The sequence below is a fragment of the Kordia sp. genome, from assembly GCF_965283645.1.
Lineage (GTDB): Bacteria > Bacteroidota > Bacteroidia > Flavobacteriales > Flavobacteriaceae > Kordia.
In genome coordinates this window covers 5,277,251-5,295,015 of the sequence record NZ_CBDIPG010000001.1, presented here as the reverse complement: position 1 = coordinate 5,295,015, position 17,765 = coordinate 5,277,251, and the positions used below count along the sequence as shown (strand labels likewise).

The window sequence follows — 17,765 nt, the reverse complement described above, 5'->3', positions numbered from 1 at the left end:
ATGAAAACTGATTTATTACGCCATACCGAAATTTTTATTTTTATAGCTATGGTTTTTTCTATTTACACAGCAGCTTTATTAGAAGATCAAGGTATTATGAAAAAACAAATTGAAATTTATCAAAATAATACACTTCCTCATATAGAGATTGACGGAACACAAGATTACTACTTCAAATCTGGCCAATCAATAATTCGTAAAGATTTTGAATCTTATTTAAAAGATTCACTAGTTCCGAAACTTGTTTCAGATTTAGAAAATTGCATTAAATGTAATACTATATATATCATAGGACATACTGATGATATTAATGCTAATAAGCATAAAAATAAATCTTTTGATGAAAATATTTTAGAAGTCATTAAAGACAGCACTGAAATTATAAATTTCAAATATAATTCAAACACTGATCTTGGTTTACTGAGGGCTATGAGTATCTATCAACACCTCAGGAAGTATAAAGAACTAAATCAAATTAAATATTGGTTTCCATATTCAGCAGGTCCATTCATTCATCCAATTAATAGCAAATTAATTCAAAGATTAGATGTATCAAATGATGATTATAACCAAAAAAAACGCAGAATAGAACTTTGGCTCTATGCATATAAACCAAAAAATGAAGACTAAGCTATCCTAGTTAATTAGTTTTCAAAATATTTAATTTGCCTCCATTACGGTTTTCCGTAATTTTTATTCATTGCTTTTATCTAAACTTGTTGCATGAGAATTTTACTGACGATTTCAGACTTGAACTTGTTATATAAAATTCAAAATTGTAGACAACTATGAATAACTATACTTTTCCTCGATTACTTTTATTACTGACAGTATTCTCGCTATTCAATTCTTGCGGAACTGATCCTGAAGATGAATTAGAACGAAAAATAAAAGTAGACTTACGAAGTAATAACGATGTCGATGAAGAAGAATTGAAGAACATTATTAGTTACATCAATGAAGACAAAGATAAATTTCCCGCATTGATCAATGAGCAAAATGAAATCAATACAAATGAATTGAGACATTTAATTTTCAATATTGCCAACAAGCGCAGAGGAAAAGAAAATCCAACGGTATTCAATCCAAAAAAAATAGCAGTTGAACCATTAGAAAAACCACACATCCAAGTTTTTATTGAAAACTCAGCTAGCATGGATGGGTATGTAAAAAATGCTACTGAATTTGAAGCTGCATTGTCCGACTTGTTGGTGCAGATACAATATCATTATGATAATGAATCTTTTGATGTGAATTTTATAAATACCAAAGTATATCCTTCTAAGGTAAAAGAAGTAAATCAATTTATGGAAGCTTTAGAACCTAGCAAAGCTCCTTACAAAGTTGGTAATAGAAGCGTAAGTAAGTTAAATGAGGTTTTTCAAATGATTTTGGATAGCACTTCAAGGAAAAACATTTCTATTTTGGTTTCTGATTGCATTTATTCATTAAGTGGTGGCAAAGATACGCAAGGCGCATTGGAGTTTCAGAAGAGTCTTACTAAAGGAGTGTTTTTAGAAAAATCTAAAGAGTTTGATTTATCTACACTCATTTTAAAAATGAATTCAAAGTTTGATGGAACATATTATGATAAAGACAACAAACCCGTAATACTACTCAAAGAAACAAGACCCTATTATATATGGGTTTTCGGATCAAATGAGCAAATTAAGTTTTTCCTTAAAACGATTCAATTAAAAACTTTGAAAGGATATGATAATAGTTATCTATTGTCCAATGTAGCACAAAAGAAAGAACCATTCTTCACCGTCTTGAAAGAAACCAATAAAATTGGAGATTTTACACAGATTGACCGAAAGTCCAAAACAATAAATGCCATAAATGAAATAGAGTTTGAAGATGGAATTCTTCAATTTTCGATTGCTGTTGATTTACAAAACTTATCCGTTGATGAAAAATATATTCTTCAACCAGAAAATTATCAACTTACAACTGGCTACAACATCAAATTCATAGAGGAAATTCATAAAAATAATATCGTAAAGCGTGATTTTTTAACGATTGGAAAAACAACGGCTACTCATCTACTTACTATCCAAACAAGTAACAATTATCCTATTCAAAATTTGACATTACAACTATCAAATGACATACCCGAATGGGTAAAAGCTAGTAATAGTTCAAATGACTTGGATATTAAATCACAGTTAGATAAAACTTTTGGACTTAATTATTTAATAAAAGGCGTTGCAGAAGCCTATCAAACTCAAAATCCAAAAAACACATCACATTTAGAAATTAAAATAACTATCAAAAAATAATTACACATGGAAATTAACGACATTTTCGCTAAAATTTTTGAACCCTTCGGACCAACTGGTACTTTTTCCGATGATTTATATCAAGAAGGAATTTATTCAGAATTAGGTTTTACAAACATAATTATCAGTTTCTTTATTGTCATTCTCTACTATTTTATCTTGAACAGACCAAAATTGAATTCTTTTAAATATTGGGCACTATTTCTTTTGACGAATTTTATCATCTGTTTTTTGATTGGAATTTTGTATCCAAAAGGAGTTTTCTCAAGATTAGAATTGGAGTACGAATTATTAGATTACATCTTTTTCGGTCTAAAAAATGCGCTCATTGCATCTGTATTCTTCATCATCTGGACGTACATTTCTAAATCTAAATGGTTCAAATCACACTGTCAAGGAACTCCAAAATTATTATTTGGTAAATGGTAATTTTTAATTAATAAGAAATATAAAAATCAATTATGGCAAAACTTTACGTATTTGGAATTGGAGGAACAGGTGGAAGAGTCTTAAAATCACTCACAATGTTATTAGCAACTGGAGTTGAAACAAAATTTGATATTGTTCCTATTATCATTGATCCTGATGGAGCTGGTGGTGACCTTAACAGAACCTCAAAAATATTACGAGAATATCAATTGATTCATGAAACGATTGATAATTATGAACATTGTGATTTTTTCAAAAATAAAATCACAACATTAGGAAACGTCACAAAAGATCAAAACAAAGGAGGAAAAATTTTTGATAGCTTTCAGTTTGAACTCGACGGCATTCAAAATGATAAATTTAAAGACTTTATCGGTTATAATTCCTTAGATACCAATAATAAGTATTTGACAGATATTTTATTTTCTGAGAGAAATTTAAACGCAAACTTAGAAGTAGGCTTTAAAGGAAATCCAAACATTGGAAGTGTGGTTTTAAACCAATTTACCAAATCAGATTTTTATCAAAGTTTTGCTGCAAATTTTCAGTCTGATGATCGAATTTTCATTATCAGTTCTATTTTTGGAGGAACAGGTGCCGCAGGATTTCCATTATTGTTAAAAAATATTCGTAAAGGAAAAATCGACGGAACGAACTACGAATCTTTAAAAAACGCAAAAATTGGAGCTATTACGGTGAAACCCTATTTCAAGTTGAAGAAAAATGATGATTCAGAAATTAATAGTCACAACTTCATCACCAAAACAAAAGCAGCATTGAATTATTATGCCACTAGTGTCACTGGAACAAAGTCTGTGAATATGCTGTATTATATTGGCGATGTTGCCAAAAACGAATACGAAAATATTGAAGGTGGACAGTCTCAAAAAAATAATGCTCATTTTATTGAACTTGCATCTGCCCTTTCTGTCATTGACTTTGCAAATACGGAAGATATTCATTTGGAAACTCGTGACGGCTCAGCCGTAAATCCAACGTATAAAGAATTTGGGGTGAAAGATTCAAAAACAATTTCATTTAATGAATTGTATAGTGGTACTGAGTATCTAATTAAGGAAAACTTAACCAAATACTTCTATTTTAATTTATTTGATAAAGAACGAATTGAAAAAAACTTAAATGACCCGTATGCAAGAGAATATAGTCCAATATTAGATAGCAATTTTTTTCATCAAACCTTTTACAAAACCTTAGTAGATTTTAATAAAAGTTTTAGAGCATGGTTGGCTGAATTAAAGGAAAATGAAATTGCTTTCACTCCTTTCGAAATTACGAGTGTGAAAGACAATCAGCAGAACATTATAGACTTTTCAATTGGCTCTACTAATATCTTCACACTAGTGAAGAATATTCCAGAACAAAAAAATAAATTCAATCCTTTCGCTAAAAACAATTACGAATTATACAGAGCGCATTTAAACGATGGCGCATCAAGTATAAAAGAAGCACCCGATATGCCAAAACGTTTTATGAGTGTTTTTTCAAAAGCTACCAAATCATTAATCGATAAAAAACTATTTTAATTATGTCTACAAAGTTATTCAACCTACTAGGAGAAAATAAAGATATTCGTGATTGGCAATCGATTAGTGAGCCTTACGGACCAAGTCTTACCGAAAAAATAGAAAATCCAGATGGCGATCAATCTAAACTAGCACCAACATCCATTCCGAGCCCTTTTGCACGTATGGATTTAGTTCGTACCGCTTTTGAATTTGTAAATCAAAAACAACAATTAGAAGGATATACTATTTATCATCAATTAGTTTCCGATTGTCTAGACTTGGCAGAGTTATTCTTTAATATTGATAAACTCAAAGGCGAAGTTTCTATTCAAACATGGGATAAAGAACGTGATTTATACAAATTAATTACTTCCCAAAATCCCAAACATCGCTTATATGGAGAAACACTTGCGTTATATTTAGAACAAGATGCTTCCACTAATAATTTTGATGATGTACGGCGAATTCACTTTATATTCTATAAAAATAAAATCGTTGGAGGCACCTCTCCGACTACGTTATTTTTTACCTCTGGAAATGATTTGAGTTTTGCCAATATTGAAAACGGAAATGATATTTTCTTTGATGATAAACTGTTGCCATTGTACAAAAGAGAAGGTGAATTTCAAAAATACATTCACTCATTATTCAAGATTCATGGAGAATTGACAGAAAAAATGAAAGACTTCTATGAATATCTAGATCAAAATTATAGAAAATTGGAAGGTGATTCTTTGTATAAAGATATTTCAGAAATACGAAATGAAAATATAGAGAACCTTTCTAAAAAGTTTAATGAAAACTATATAACTGTTGATACAGGAATGCCTGGAGATAATTTAGAAATCATAGGAATTCCACTAAAAAAACGAAAAATAGCAGACCGAAAAAACATCATTGCTGATGTCAGTCAATTTGTAATTGCAAATACAAAACCGCTTAAAGAAGGAGACTTTACACCTTTAGTATTACAAAATAAACTAAACGAAGCATTGATTTACACCGATGAAAAAGTACACTGGAATCCTCATTGGGAAGTTCCTTATGTAGATGAAACACCACTACAGCAACGTACTTTACCTGGGCAATTGGATCAATATCCATACTTGACCGTTAGTGATTTTTTACAACCCTATTTGATAAAAATTCCCTATTCACAAAATGACAGCAACTATTTCAATGGAAATGTCACCTACGAATCGGGCAGTGAAAATGATTCGTTTTTACTACCATTAAACAGTACCTTTTTTGAATATTTTACAACGCAAGATATTCAAAAATCGCTTCTTGATGGCACGCCAATGATTGAAATGAAAATCTATACCAACTCTGTCGATGTATTTCTTAGAATTCCTATTAAGGGAAATAACAATGTAAAATATGTCACTTTTACAAGAACCTATCAAACTTCAGGAATAGCAGGAAAAACTCCTGATTTAGAATCAAATAAAGGAATTATCATTCAAAATAAAATATCGTTAGCAATTCATCCATTTATCAAAACAACGAATAGTACTTCAAATTACAGAGTGATGCTTTTAGATAAAGATAGAGGTGATACGCTACATTACACCTACAATTTGGCATTTTATGCAAATGATGCTGCAATTGATTCAGATGCAATTCATAAAACGACTAGAACCAAAAAATATGAAGATGTCATAGAAACTTCTTTTTATGTTATTAAAGATAATTTTGATTTTATGTTACTACAACATAGCCATGCTTCAGGTGTCATCATTCCAAAATTTAAAGCGGAAAACGGTACCAAACGATTAAAATTTGCTGTCGATTTTGGAACGACTAATACGCATATTGAATATAAAGTAGAAGATGAAGGTCCTTTTCCTTTTGAAATTTCACCCGAAGATTTTCAATACGAAACACTTCATGAAAATTTTAAAAATGATGATAAAGCAGACGAATCCACTGTTGATGAATTAGACAATATAAACGAATATATTCGTCATGAGTTTTTTCCTAATTTAATTGGAAAAAATTATGAATTCAAGTTTCCATTCAGAACTGTAACTGGAGAAAGTAATACGCTTGATTACAGTAAAACACCTTACACTTTGGCAGATTTGAATATTCCTTTTGATTACGAAAGATATGCAAGCAAGCGAAATAGTGATATCACCACAAATTTAAAATGGTCAGATTTTGATGATGATAATAGCAATAATCGAACGAGAGTAGAACTATTTATTGAAAAACTTGTGTTGTTAATTCGAGGAAAAGTACTTTCTAGTAATGGATCTTTAGCGAATACGGAATTAATTTGGTTTTTTCCTTCTAGTATGTCCGTCATTAAAAGAGAAGTGTTGGAGAAAACATGGAATAAAGCATTAAAAAAATATATGGGTGTTGAAAAAACAATACATATTTCTGAGTCCTTAGCACCTTTTTATTTTTATAAAAATCACCGAAATGTATTAGATTCTGATCGACCAGTAGTTTCTGTAGATATCGGTGGTGGCACCAATGATATTGTTGTATTCAAAAATGGAAAACCAATTATTTCCTCATCGGCTACGTATGCAGCTAATACTATATTTGGTGATGGTTATGGAGCTTCTCCAAACATTAATGGTTTTATTCAAAAATACCAGCATTCATTTAACGACTTGTTTTCTAAAAACAACTTAAATGAAATACAACGAACTATCAACCAGATCAATAAAAGAAATAAATCTGAAGACATTATTGCATTCTACTTCTCGTTGGCATCAAACCCGACTGTCTTAAAAAACCGAATTCCAATAATTTTAGATGAAATTTTATCAGAGGATGGAGAGTTAAAGATTGTATTTCTTACATTTTTTAGTTCTATTATATACCACACAGCAAAATTAATGAAAGTGAAGAATTTAGCATATCCTGAAGAAATTCTTTTCAGTGGTACGGGTGCTAAAGTAATTTTCATCACCAATGGAAGTCGCAATCTAACTAAGTTAAATAAGCTTACTACACTAATTTTCTCCAAAGTGTATGAAAAACAAATTCCAAGAGATATAGAACTCAAGATTGAAGACAACCCTAAAGAAGTGACTTGCAAAGGCGGATTAGAAATCGATGATACAGAAAGTAAAGATTTTGATGCTGTTAGGAATATACTCATTGGAGATACTGAAAACTCCATTTCTTCAACTTCTCCAATCACTTATAACTCGATTAATACGAATAATTTGATATTGGATAGTATAGTTCAAGAACAAAACAACTTTATAGACATTTTATTTTCTCTACATGAGGAACTAAACTTTAAAAATTATTTTGGCATTAACCCTAGTAATTTTGATATGTATAAGGATACTTTGAAAAAAGATACCATGAAGTTTTTAAAAGAAGGACTCACACAAAAAAAAGTGGCTTTGTCTGGTGATACCAATATAAAAATTGAAGAATCACTCTTCTTTTACCCATTGAAAGGTTCGCTGAATAATTTGGCGTACACGATCGTCAAAAATGCTAAAAAATAAATTGTATGAAAAATAAAATAATACAAAGTATCTTACTTTTTGTTTTTAGCATTTTTGTCATGTATGGTCAAAAAGAAATCGACAAAAAAATTTTTAATCAAATGGTTAATTATTGTGCGTGTGAAATTAGTCATTCGTATACGAAAAGTTACAGTGAAAATGGCAAACCTGAAAATGTTGCTGAATCCGTTTTCACAGAAGAACAAGAAGCATTTAGAAATAAAATTTCTTCTAAAATAAGTAATTGCGATATTGATAAAAGTATTTCTCAAACAGAACTTATTGAACTTTTGGTTCGCAATAAATATAGGACGTTTGCAACTAAACTAAATACCGCAATTGAAAGAGTTAAATCATTCTATGACACAAATAAAGAAGAGGAATTTACTGAACTGATTATAGAAGGATTTTATCAAGATCCAAATATAAAACCGATAGCTGATAAATATTCATCTGTAACAAATTTGAAAAATATACTTGAAATAGAATTGAAGAGCTTTTCAGATAAAATTTTAGTTTCTCAAAACAATCCAAATACGAAACCCAACAATCAAAAGAAGAAACCTGAAAAACTAATAGACCCAAAAGAAGAATCAGCATTCTCCCTAATTTGGTTGGTTATTATTTTACTACCGATCATTTGCTCAGTGATGCTCTTTTATCATTTTAATCAAAAAATAAGAGAATTACATAAAAAATTAAATTCGAATGAACTAAACTCAAAGCAAAGTTGTAATGATGTCTCTTTCAAAGTTGATGAATTTGAAGGAAAATTAAATACAAAAATAAAAGAATTAGAACTTAAGATTAATACTACTATTAGTACTAAATTAGAAGAATTTAAACAAAAACAAGAATCAAAGATCACTTCTCCAATAATTCCTCAAGTTGAAAAAAGTTTAACTTATAAAAAGCCTGAGCTACCAGTAATTCCTAAAGCTGAAGAAAAGATCATGTATGTTTCCAAACCAAATAAGGAAGGTGTTTTTGAAGAAAGCTCATTCTCTAATTCAGAAAAAACAGGAAAGTATTATAAATTCACATTACAAAATAATAGCGAAGCTAACTTTGAATTCTTAAACACGATGGAAAGTGTTTCGATGGCTCTAGATTCACCTGAAAAATTTATTGAACTCGCTTGTCATTCTAAAGACGCGTTAAATCAATATGCTAAAAAAATTATAACCATAGAACCTGGACTTGCCATAAAGCAAGGTGATGGATGGATTATTAAAGAAAAAGCCGAAATACGTTATGAATAGTGGCCATATAAATATCGTAACTATAATAGAGTTTCTGCTGATAGGTTTTATTGTTTATATGCAAACCAAAAGAGCCTTGAAAACTACTAGAAAAATTGAGCAGTTGGAAGATATTGTACCAAAAGAAGGTTTTTTTAAAATTTTTGAATACGCTATTCCTATCATCGACTTACAAAATAATCCGCCTGTAACTATTCTTAAAGGTCTAAAAAAATATAAAAGCCAAGAAACTGTCAACGAAACTGAAATTGATGACGAAAACCATGACTTTTCAGAAGATGAAGATAGAAATACTCTAATAGAAAATAAAGTAAGTCTTATTAATCCTGAAAACAGCACGAATCCTGTGTTTGATAAAATTTTATCTGCAATTAATGTGTATTTACTTAAAAATAAAGGCGCTACCGCAGATTTTAATTTGATCAAAGATATCACAGAACGTAATGTAGATATGGAAGATGAAGATATCAGTCAAACAGTTACCATTCCTTTATATTTAGGCTTAATGGGAACTATCCTCGGAATCATTTTCGGGCTCGTTAACTTTTTAATAGCATCCAGTAGTGGAAACGATTTTGAAATTCAAGGGTTTTTACTAGGTGTTTCTATTGCCATGTTTGCGAGTGTGTACGGATTATTTTGGACTGTTAAAAATTCCAATTTTAAACACAAAACAGCTCGGAAAATTGTAGAAGAATGTAAAAATGATTTTTACACATTTATACAAACGGAATTGCTTCCTGTACTCAATCAGAATATTTCTTCTAGCGTTCATAAATTACACTCTAATTTAGTACAGTTCAATTCAGATTTTACTCAAAATATCAGTCATCTAAGTGGTTTGCTTGGGAAGAATTATGACGCCATCAAAATGCAAGATCAAATATTACAAAATTTAGAGAATATTGATATTACATCTTTTGCCAAAGCAAACGTGACCATATTGACAGAATTGAAAGAAACTACCAAAGACCTTTCAAAGTTTAATGAATATGTAAACATATTAAATTCTTCCGTTGCTGGAACCACAAAACTCTCAGGTTATTTTTTAGCTCTTTTAGAGAAAACTGATTATTTTCAAGGACTTGCTGAAAAACTGGATGATCGTGTTGAGCTAAGTAATCGTTTGGTAGAATTTTTAAATGATCATTACCAAGTTTTAAATAAACACGGAGTTATCCTAAACGATTCCGTCAAAAGTGTAGATGATATTTTAATAAAATCGCTAGACGAACTACAAAGTCATACGCGTACAAAAATAAAAGCGATTAAAGAAATTACTGAACGAGAAGAAGATTTAATGACCAAGTCATTTGCTGAAAACAGAAGTCAACTCTCAAATTTATCATTATTAAATAATTTGACTGAAAATTCGATTGCTTTAAGGAATGAAACCTCATCAAAACTGGATCGTAATGAACAAGTTTTAGGGGCTATTTTAAAAGAATTACAAACGAGTAATCGTAGAGCCGAAAATGGTTTTTTTAATAGAATTGGAAAATGGTTTAAAAGAAACGTATGATAATCTTTTGTTCCATCATAAAATTCTCTTTTTTACTCCTAATGATAATTACATTAGGAATCATTGTCTTTGATAAAGGATTTATCTTAATAAAAGACATCTCTGATTACCCCATCCCCAAGCTAATATCCAAATTCCTAATCATAAATTTAGCTTTGATTGCTTTCATCTTTAGCATTCACAGTAATATATATTCTAGTCATGACAAATACAATATAAATGTAAAATCACAGTATAGTTGGTTTCATCTATATGATATATTGAGATTTCCTGCAGATCAATTTGAAATCAATCAAAAAAAATACCCTATTAATATCATAAATAAAAATGAATTTATAGATAGTGTAAAAAACAGAAAGATTACAATTGTCGTAGATAAGACTGGCTCATTAATAATTAATGGAGAAGGAATAGAGTATAAAAAAACTTTGAAAGAAGAATTAATGAAAAGTTTGGAAGATAAATTTCATAAACTATTTGATGGCATAGATTATTTAAAAGTTGAAGACATCTTTCTATTGACCGCATTATACAATATCTTTTACGATACAAATTATGATTCTAATTATGTTCAAGTTATTTTCTACAAAGGGTATTCAAAAAAAAGTAAAAAAACTTTTATCGATTTAACTATTCAACAGGAATTAAAAGGTTCAGATTTATATAATATTTTTAAAAGAATTTTAGATGATCTAAAAAATATTAAAGATGAGCGTTATAAAATTGGCAAAAGAGCAACAAATTTTCATGATTTAGCACGTGAATTGAATAAAGAAAAAATAAAGAAAAATTATAATGGATATTATTCGAGTTTAGTAATTCTGAGTGATTTTGTGCACGAGGAAGTTAAGTCAAATTCACTATTTTTGGAAGTTGCCGATGAATTAAATAATCTCAGTAATTCTATCAACCAAGTGAATCTTATATCATTTGACAGTTCTAACAAAAACAAGATCGTGATTTCTAATAGAGTAAAGAGTCTTTTTAGAAAAGCCTTTAATGATCTTAACTTTTACGAGTTTCAGAATTTTTTGACTTCTAATCTTCCCAAAGAGATTCAAATTAACCGTATGTTTTGTTCAACTATACAGAGCAAAGAGCCTATTATTTTGTATCATTCTTACAATAATGAAAACCATAAAGAAGACTATGTTGGAAAACTTCATCTGAATGACAATTTATCAACACCTAATCTGACTTTAAGTTATGGTTTTCTATTAAAGCCAATTAGATTCAAAAGCAAATACAATCATTTATTAATCAAATCAAAAAATAACAAAGATTCAGAAAAAATACAAAAGTTATTTCCATTTGAAGTAGGAAGAATTAATAAAAACAAACATTACTTATTATCGTTCACCGAAGAAAAAAATGATGCAGAAAAGATATTCTTAGAGTTTAATCATGATAATAAAACGACCATATTGAGAAAACCAGTTTTGCTAAAACCAGTATTACCTATTACATCTTGTGTGTATCTCGTAAACTTGTACTTTTTATCTTCTTTATCTGTAGCATTTTTAACCTTTTTTTATGCACATTCTATAGCTGTTAAAAACAAAAATGAAAGCAATACAAAAATTAGACTTAGGTATTGGGGATTGATAGTTATTTCTTTAGTATTTGGGCTATCCTTGATAATTCTAAATATATGTAATTTGTATATGATTAAAGAGTATTGGATAAGCATTCTAATTTCAATTTTATATACGTTTTTTTTGGTATTACTTTTTTTAAAATCAAAAAAATACTAGATAAAAAAATAAAACCCAATCAAATGAAAAAAACAAATAAAAACCTCTTTTGGGTCAGTTTTGCCGATTTAATGACAAGCTTGTTTTTTGTTGTATTGGTTTTGTATGTGATAACGTATGTAATGCTAAAAAAAGAACAAAAAGAGCTACAAAATAAAAATACAGAATATGTTGAATTTCAACAAGAATTGAAAGTAGAAAACGAACGCTTAAATCAAATTCTAAAATTAGAGCAACAATTCAAACCCTTACAAAATGATGACGATTTCAAATATCTATCGGAATGTAAAAAATATGTTTCAAAAAAATTAAGTAACATAGAAATCTTCGAACCCAATGAAGCAACTATAAAGTCTACATACAGAGATGCTACCTTAGAAGTCGGAAGAAAATTAGAAATCTTATTAAAAGATTTGAACGTTGCAAATAACAACTTTTCGTATTTGGTTATCATTGAAGGAAACATGGCGAATACCTGGGATAAAAAATATGGAAAAGATAATAACTACGGCTATTCAAAAAGTTACGACAGAGCATTAGCAGTCTATAATCTTTGGCAAAAAAATAGTATTGATCTTAGACAATATAATTCCGAAGTTTTAATCTGTGGAAGTGGTTTTAATGGCTTGTGCAGAGATGACAATGAAGAAAATAACAAACGCTTTTCAATTCAAATTATTCCAAAAATTGAATATTCAGCTACTAAATAAAAACAAAAAACCCCAAAACTTACAAGTTTCGGGGTTTCTCAATATATATTTTCTAAGTAAAGCCTACTCACCCATCATCTCAATTAACTTCGCAGAAACACGCTTATACGTTCCATCTTCTAATCGAGTACGGATTGCAGAGAACGCTACTAACGTCTCTTCTACGTCTTGTAAGGTATGTGATGCCGTTGGAATCATTCTAAGTAGAATTAATCCTTTTGGAATTACTGGATATACTACAATTGAACAAAAGATTCCGTGATTTTCACGCAAGTCTTTTACCAATGCCATTGCTTCTGGAATACTTCCTTTTAAGTATACTGGCGTTACACAACTTTTTGTGGTTCCAATATCAAATCCGCGTTCTTTTAATCCGCTTTGTAATGCATTTACAATTTTCCAAAGGTTTTCTTTGAGTTCTGGCATCGTGCGTAACATATCCAAACGTTTTAACGCACCAACGACCAATTGCATTTGTAATGATTTTGCGAACATTTGCGAACGCAAGTTGTATTTTAAGTAATCAATGATTTCTTTGTCAGCCGCAATAAATGCACCTGTACTTGCCATCGATTTTGCAAAAGTGGCAAAGTATACATCTATTTCATCTTGTACGCCTTGCTCTTCTCCTGCTCCGGCACCTGTTGCGCCAAGCGTTCCAAAACCATGTGCATCATCGACAAAAAGTCTAAAATTATATTTTTTCTTTAAGGCAACTATTTCTTTAAGTTTTCCTTGCTCACCACGCATTCCAAAAACTCCTTCAGAGATTACTAAGATTCCTCCGCCAGTTTGTTCAGCCATCTTCGTAGCTCTTTCTAAGTTTTTTTCTAAACTTTCAATATCGTTATGCTTGAATGTGAAACGTTTCCCCATATGTAAACGAACACCATCAATTATACATGCATGTGAATCTACATCATATACAATGATATCATTTTTAGAAACTAATGCATCAACTGTAGAAACCATTCCTTGGTAACCAAAGTTTAGCAAGTATGTAGCTTCTTTCCCTACAAACTCTGCTAATTCATTTTGTAATTGCTCGTGCAAGTCTGTATGACCAGACATCATTCGTGCACCCATTGGATAAGCCGAACCATAAGCAACAGCAGCTTCTCCATCTACTTTACGAACTTCTGGATGGTTTGCTAATCCTAAATAATCATTGATACTCCAAGTTATTACATCTTTCCCTTGAAACTTCATTCGATTAGAGATTTCTCCTTCTAACTTTGGAAATACAAAATATCCTTCTGCTTGTGATGCCCATTTTCCTAATGGTCCTTTATCTCTGTATATTTTAGCAAATAAGTCCTTCATTCTATCTAAGTTTTTCTTTATGTATCAATTCGGGTTATCGTAGTAATTTAAGAAGTTTTTTAAAAACTTCAACGGCAAAAATAAATATTTTTATGTGGCTATCATAATTATTACACTTTTATGTTGAGTTGATCGCTTTTTATGATATAATTTGAAGATACTTTTATATTTAAAACAAAAAGCAACATATTTACTAATATGTTGCTTTTGAATATGTTATATTTAAGAATATTTTTTACTTAATGTATTCTATTTTTTGTGCCTCTTCAATGTTTTTACTATCAAAAAATCCTTGTGAACTCATCCAATCATCACTATATACTTTACTCATGTATCGTGAACCATGATCTGGAAATATAACAATTACATTACTATTTTCATCAAATTCACCTTCTTCAGCTAATTGTTCAATAGCTTGCATTGCGGCTCCACTTGTGTATCCTACAAATAGACCTTCCGTTTTAGAAATTTCACGTGCTTTGTGTGCACTTTCTTCGTCTTTTACTTTGACAAATTTATCAATTACATCAAAATCTGTTGCCGTAGGAATTAGATTTTTCCCTAATCCTTCTATGCGATATGGATAGATTTCATTGGCATCAAACTCACGTGTTTCATGATATTTTTTTAATACAGAACCATAGGCATCAACACCTAAAACACGAATATTTTCGTTTTGTTCTTTTAAGTATTTTGCTGTTCCAGAGATTGTTCCTCCAGTTCCGCTACATGCTACGAAGTGTGTAATTAGTCCATTTGTTTGTTTCCAAATTTCTGGCCCTGTTGTTTTGTAATGTGCATCAATATTTAATTGATTGAAGTATTGATTGATATATACAGAACCTTTCGTTTCTTCATGCATACGTTTTGCAACCTGGTAATACGAACGTGGATCGTCTGCACTTACATGCGCTGGACAAACATATACTTTTGCGCCCAAAGAACGCAACATATCAATTTTGTCTTTTGATGATTTAGAACTTACTGCCAAAATACATTCGTATCCTTTTATGATACTTACCATTGCAATACTAAATCCTGTGTTCCCTGAAGTTGTTTCTATAATGGTATCACCTGGTTTGATGATGCCTTGCCTTTCAGCTTCTTCAATGATATATAAAGCAATTCTATCTTTGGTTGAATGTCCCGGATTGAATGCCTCAACTTTTGCGTAAAAATTTCCTTTGATGTTTTTAGTGATGTGATTCAACTTTATCAAAGGCGTATTCCCAATAAGTTCGAGGACATTATCAAAAGCATTAATTTGTTGTTCCATAAAGACTATTATGTTGACAGGGTTTTATTTTTGTAAGTTTTGAAAAAACACAAAACCTTGCAAATTTAAGTTAAATTTTTTAATTACGCTTTTATATTTTCTAAGTCTAGTAAAAACGCGTATTCTTCGGCAACTTCTTTCAAGGCTTCAAAGCGTCCAGATGCACCTCCGTGACCAGCGTCCATGTTGGTATGTAAGAGCAAAATATTATTGTCAGTTTTGAATTCTCTAAGCTTTGCAACCCACTTTGCCGGTTCCCAATATTGTACTTGCGAATCGTGCAAACCAGTTGTAACCAACATATTTGGATATGCTTTTGCTAGTACATTATCATAAGGTGAGTATGATTTCATATACTCGTAATATTCTTTGTTGTTCGGATTTCCCCATTCGTCATATTCTCCCGTTGTAAGCGGAATGCTATCATCTAACATTGTTGTTATTACATCTACAAAAGGAACCGATGCGATAACTCCATTGTATAGTTCTGGATTCATATTTACGATTGCGCCCATTAATAATCCACCAGCACTTCCGCCAGAAGCGTATAAATGTTCTGGTGATGTGTATTTTTCTGCAATTAAATATTTTGAACAATCAATAAAATCTGTGAACGTATTCTTTTTGTCCATTAGTTTTCCATCATCATACCAATTTCTACCTAAGTATTCACCTCCACGAACGTGTGCAATTACAAAAATAAATCCTCTATCGAGCAAACTTAATCGTGCTGAAGAAAAATACGGATCTATCGTTGAACCATAAGAACCATACGCATATTGCAATACAGGATTGCTTCCATCTTTTTTGATTCCTTTTCTATATATCATAGACATTGGAATTTTTGTCCCATCTACAGCAGTTGCCCACAAACGCTCAGAAGTGTAATTATTTTTATCAAATTTCCCACCTAATACTTCTTGTTCTTTTAATACTTTTTTGGTTTTGCTAACCATATTAAAATCTATCACAGAAGCTGGCGTTGTCATTGAATTGTACGAATAACGTAATACTTCTGTATCAAAATCGACATTCGTAGTTGTATTAGCGGTATAGGTTTCATTGTCAAATGGCAAGTAATAATCTGCTGTTCCGTCCCATCGTGTAATACGAATTTTATTTAAACCATTATCACGCTCACTTACGACAAGGAAGTCTTTAAAAATTTCCACATCTTCTAACAATACTTTTGGACGATGCGGAATAATATCTTCCCAATTGTCCATTCCTGTTGTTGCTTCAGGCGTTTTTGATAGCTTAAAATTGATAGAAGCATCTTTATTGTTTAATACATAGAAATGATCTTTGTAGTGTGCAATATTGTATTCTAAACCACGAACACGTTCTTGAAATACTCTAAATTCTCCGTCAGGATTGTCCGCTTCTAACACTCTGTATTCAGTACTTAATGTGCTGTACGAACCTATGACAAGATATTTTTTTGATTTTGATTTGTAAATGAATGTTATATATGTTTCATCTTTTTCATGAAAAATTACAGTATCATTTGCAACATCGTCACCAAGTTTGTGTTTGTATATTTTTTCAGAACGAAGCGTTTGTTCATCTTTATTTGCATAGAATAGTGTTTTGTTATCTTTCGCCCATGTTGAACTTCCTGTTGTATTTTCTATACGTTCTTTGTAAATTTCTCCAGTTTCAAGATTTTTGATATGAATTACATATTGGCGTCTACTAACCGTATCAACACCAAAAGCCGCAAGTTTGTTATCTGGGCTTATGTTAACACCTGTAAGTCGGTAATACGAATGTCCTTTTGCCATTTCATTAACATCAAATAATATTTCTTCAGGCGCATCTAATGTTCCTTTTTTTCGCGTATAAATAGGATAATCTTTTCCTTCTTCATATTTGCGTACATACCAATATCCATTTAATTTGTACGGAACAGAACTATCATCTTCTTTTATTCTTCCTTTTAACTCTTCAAATAAATCTTTCTGAAAATCCTTTGTATGTGCCGTCATTTCATCGTTATACGTATTTTCAGCTTCTAAATAAGTAATTACTTCTGGGTTTTCTCTATCCTTTAGCCAATAATAATTGTCAACTCTAACGTCTCCATGTTTTTCAAGTTTTGTAGGTTTTTTGGCGACTGTAGGTACTGATAAGGTATTTTTCATTTCTTGTGTATTCTGTTTGCAGGAATTTATAAGCATTATACTGATTAACAGTAGT

The 17,765-nt window shown here is 30.6% G+C and carries 12 protein-coding genes; 9 read left to right on the top strand and 3 right to left on the bottom strand.

Features of this window, described 5'->3' with window-relative positions:
- The 9 genes from ACQ654_RS23265 (at window position 1) to ACQ654_RS23225 (ending at window position 12,967) form a co-directional block, all read left to right on the top strand.
- A complete protein-coding gene (locus ACQ654_RS23265) occupies window positions 1–630 on the top strand; it encodes a hypothetical protein (protein ID WP_430412742.1) in 630 nt (209 codons plus the stop codon).
- A 158-nt stretch (window positions 631–788) separates the two neighbouring features.
- A complete protein-coding gene (locus ACQ654_RS23260; RefSeq protein ID WP_430412741.1) occupies window positions 789–2,282 on the top strand; it encodes a hypothetical protein in 1,494 nt (497 codons plus the stop codon).
- A 6-nt stretch (window positions 2,283–2,288) separates the two neighbouring features.
- Complete coding sequence (locus ACQ654_RS23255; protein ID WP_430412740.1) at window positions 2,289–2,711, top strand: hypothetical protein; 423 nt, start codon at window positions 2,289–2,291, stop codon at window positions 2,709–2,711.
- 32 nt (window positions 2,712–2,743) lie between these two features.
- A complete protein-coding gene (locus tag ACQ654_RS23250) occupies window positions 2,744–4,255 on the top strand; it encodes a hypothetical protein (protein ID WP_430412739.1) in 1,512 nt (503 codons plus the stop codon).
- Between the two features lie 2 nt (window positions 4,256–4,257).
- Window positions 4,258–7,719: a hypothetical protein gene (locus tag ACQ654_RS23245; protein WP_430412738.1), complete on the top strand. Its 3,462-nt coding sequence runs from the start codon at window positions 4,258–4,260 to the stop codon at window positions 7,717–7,719.
- 5 nt (window positions 7,720–7,724) lie between these two features.
- On the top strand, window positions 7,725–8,981 hold the full coding sequence (locus tag ACQ654_RS23240; protein WP_430412737.1) for a hypothetical protein: 1,257 nt from the start codon (window positions 7,725–7,727) through the stop codon (window positions 8,979–8,981).
- A gap of 76 nt (window positions 8,982–9,057) precedes the next feature.
- Window positions 9,058–10,503 carry a hypothetical protein gene (locus ACQ654_RS23235; RefSeq protein ID WP_430412736.1) on the top strand — a complete coding sequence of 482 codons (1,446 nt, stop codon included), beginning with the start codon at window positions 9,058–9,060 and terminating at the stop codon, window positions 10,501–10,503.
- A gap of 41 nt (window positions 10,504–10,544) precedes the next feature.
- Window positions 10,545–12,257, top strand: coding sequence for a hypothetical protein (locus tag ACQ654_RS23230; RefSeq protein ID WP_430412735.1), 1,713 nt, complete (start codon window positions 10,545–10,547; stop codon window positions 12,255–12,257).
- Between the two features lie 23 nt (window positions 12,258–12,280).
- On the top strand, window positions 12,281–12,967 hold the full coding sequence (locus ACQ654_RS23225) for a hypothetical protein (RefSeq protein ID WP_430412734.1): 687 nt from the start codon (window positions 12,281–12,283) through the stop codon (window positions 12,965–12,967).
- A gap of 63 nt (window positions 12,968–13,030) precedes the next feature.
- Here ACQ654_RS23225 and ACQ654_RS23220 read toward each other — a convergent pair whose 3' ends face one another.
- The 3 genes from ACQ654_RS23220 to ACQ654_RS23210 all read right to left on the bottom strand — a co-directional run bounded on the left by ACQ654_RS23220 (window position 13,031) and on the right by ACQ654_RS23210 (window position 17,710).
- Entirely contained in the window at window positions 13,031–14,290 is a 1,260-nt protein-coding gene (locus ACQ654_RS23220; protein WP_430412733.1) for an aminotransferase class I/II-fold pyridoxal phosphate-dependent enzyme, read from the bottom strand.
- 235 nt (window positions 14,291–14,525) lie between these two features.
- The gene (locus tag ACQ654_RS23215; RefSeq protein ID WP_430412732.1) at window positions 14,526–15,566 is read right to left on the bottom strand and encodes a PLP-dependent cysteine synthase family protein; all 1,041 of its coding nucleotides are present in this window, start codon (window positions 15,564–15,566) and stop codon (window positions 14,526–14,528) included.
- A gap of 83 nt (window positions 15,567–15,649) precedes the next feature.
- Window positions 15,650–17,710: a S9 family peptidase gene (locus ACQ654_RS23210; protein ID WP_430412731.1), complete on the bottom strand. Its 2,061-nt coding sequence runs from the start codon at window positions 17,708–17,710 to the stop codon at window positions 15,650–15,652.
- Between the last annotated feature and the right edge of the window lie 55 nt (window positions 17,711–17,765).

Bases quoted from the DNA above. Each gene is read 5' to 3' on its own strand.
- ACQ654_RS23265 (WP_430412742.1), top strand. From the start codon at position 1: ATGAAAACTGATTTATTACGCCATACCGAAATTTTTATTTTTATAGCT.
- ACQ654_RS23260 (WP_430412741.1), top strand. From the start codon at position 789: ATGAATAACTATACTTTTCCTCGATTACTTTTATTACTGACAGTATTC.
- ACQ654_RS23255 (WP_430412740.1), top strand. From the start codon at position 2,289: ATGGAAATTAACGACATTTTCGCTAAAATTTTTGAACCCTTCGGACCA.
- ACQ654_RS23250 (WP_430412739.1), top strand. From the start codon at position 2,744: ATGGCAAAACTTTACGTATTTGGAATTGGAGGAACAGGTGGAAGAGTC.
- ACQ654_RS23245 (WP_430412738.1), top strand. From the start codon at position 4,258: ATGTCTACAAAGTTATTCAACCTACTAGGAGAAAATAAAGATATTCGT.
- ACQ654_RS23240 (WP_430412737.1), top strand. From the start codon at position 7,725: ATGAAAAATAAAATAATACAAAGTATCTTACTTTTTGTTTTTAGCATT.
- ACQ654_RS23230 (WP_430412735.1), top strand. From the start codon at position 10,545: ATGATAATTACATTAGGAATCATTGTCTTTGATAAAGGATTTATCTTA.
- ACQ654_RS23225 (WP_430412734.1), top strand. From the start codon at position 12,281: ATGAAAAAAACAAATAAAAACCTCTTTTGGGTCAGTTTTGCCGATTTA.
- ACQ654_RS23220 (WP_430412733.1), bottom strand. From the start codon at position 14,290: ATGAAGGACTTATTTGCTAAAATATACAGAGATAAAGGACCATTAGGA.
- ACQ654_RS23215 (WP_430412732.1), bottom strand. From the start codon at position 15,566: ATGGAACAACAAATTAATGCTTTTGATAATGTCCTCGAACTTATTGGG.
- ACQ654_RS23210 (WP_430412731.1), bottom strand. From the start codon at position 17,710: ATGAAAAATACCTTATCAGTACCTACAGTCGCCAAAAAACCTACAAAA.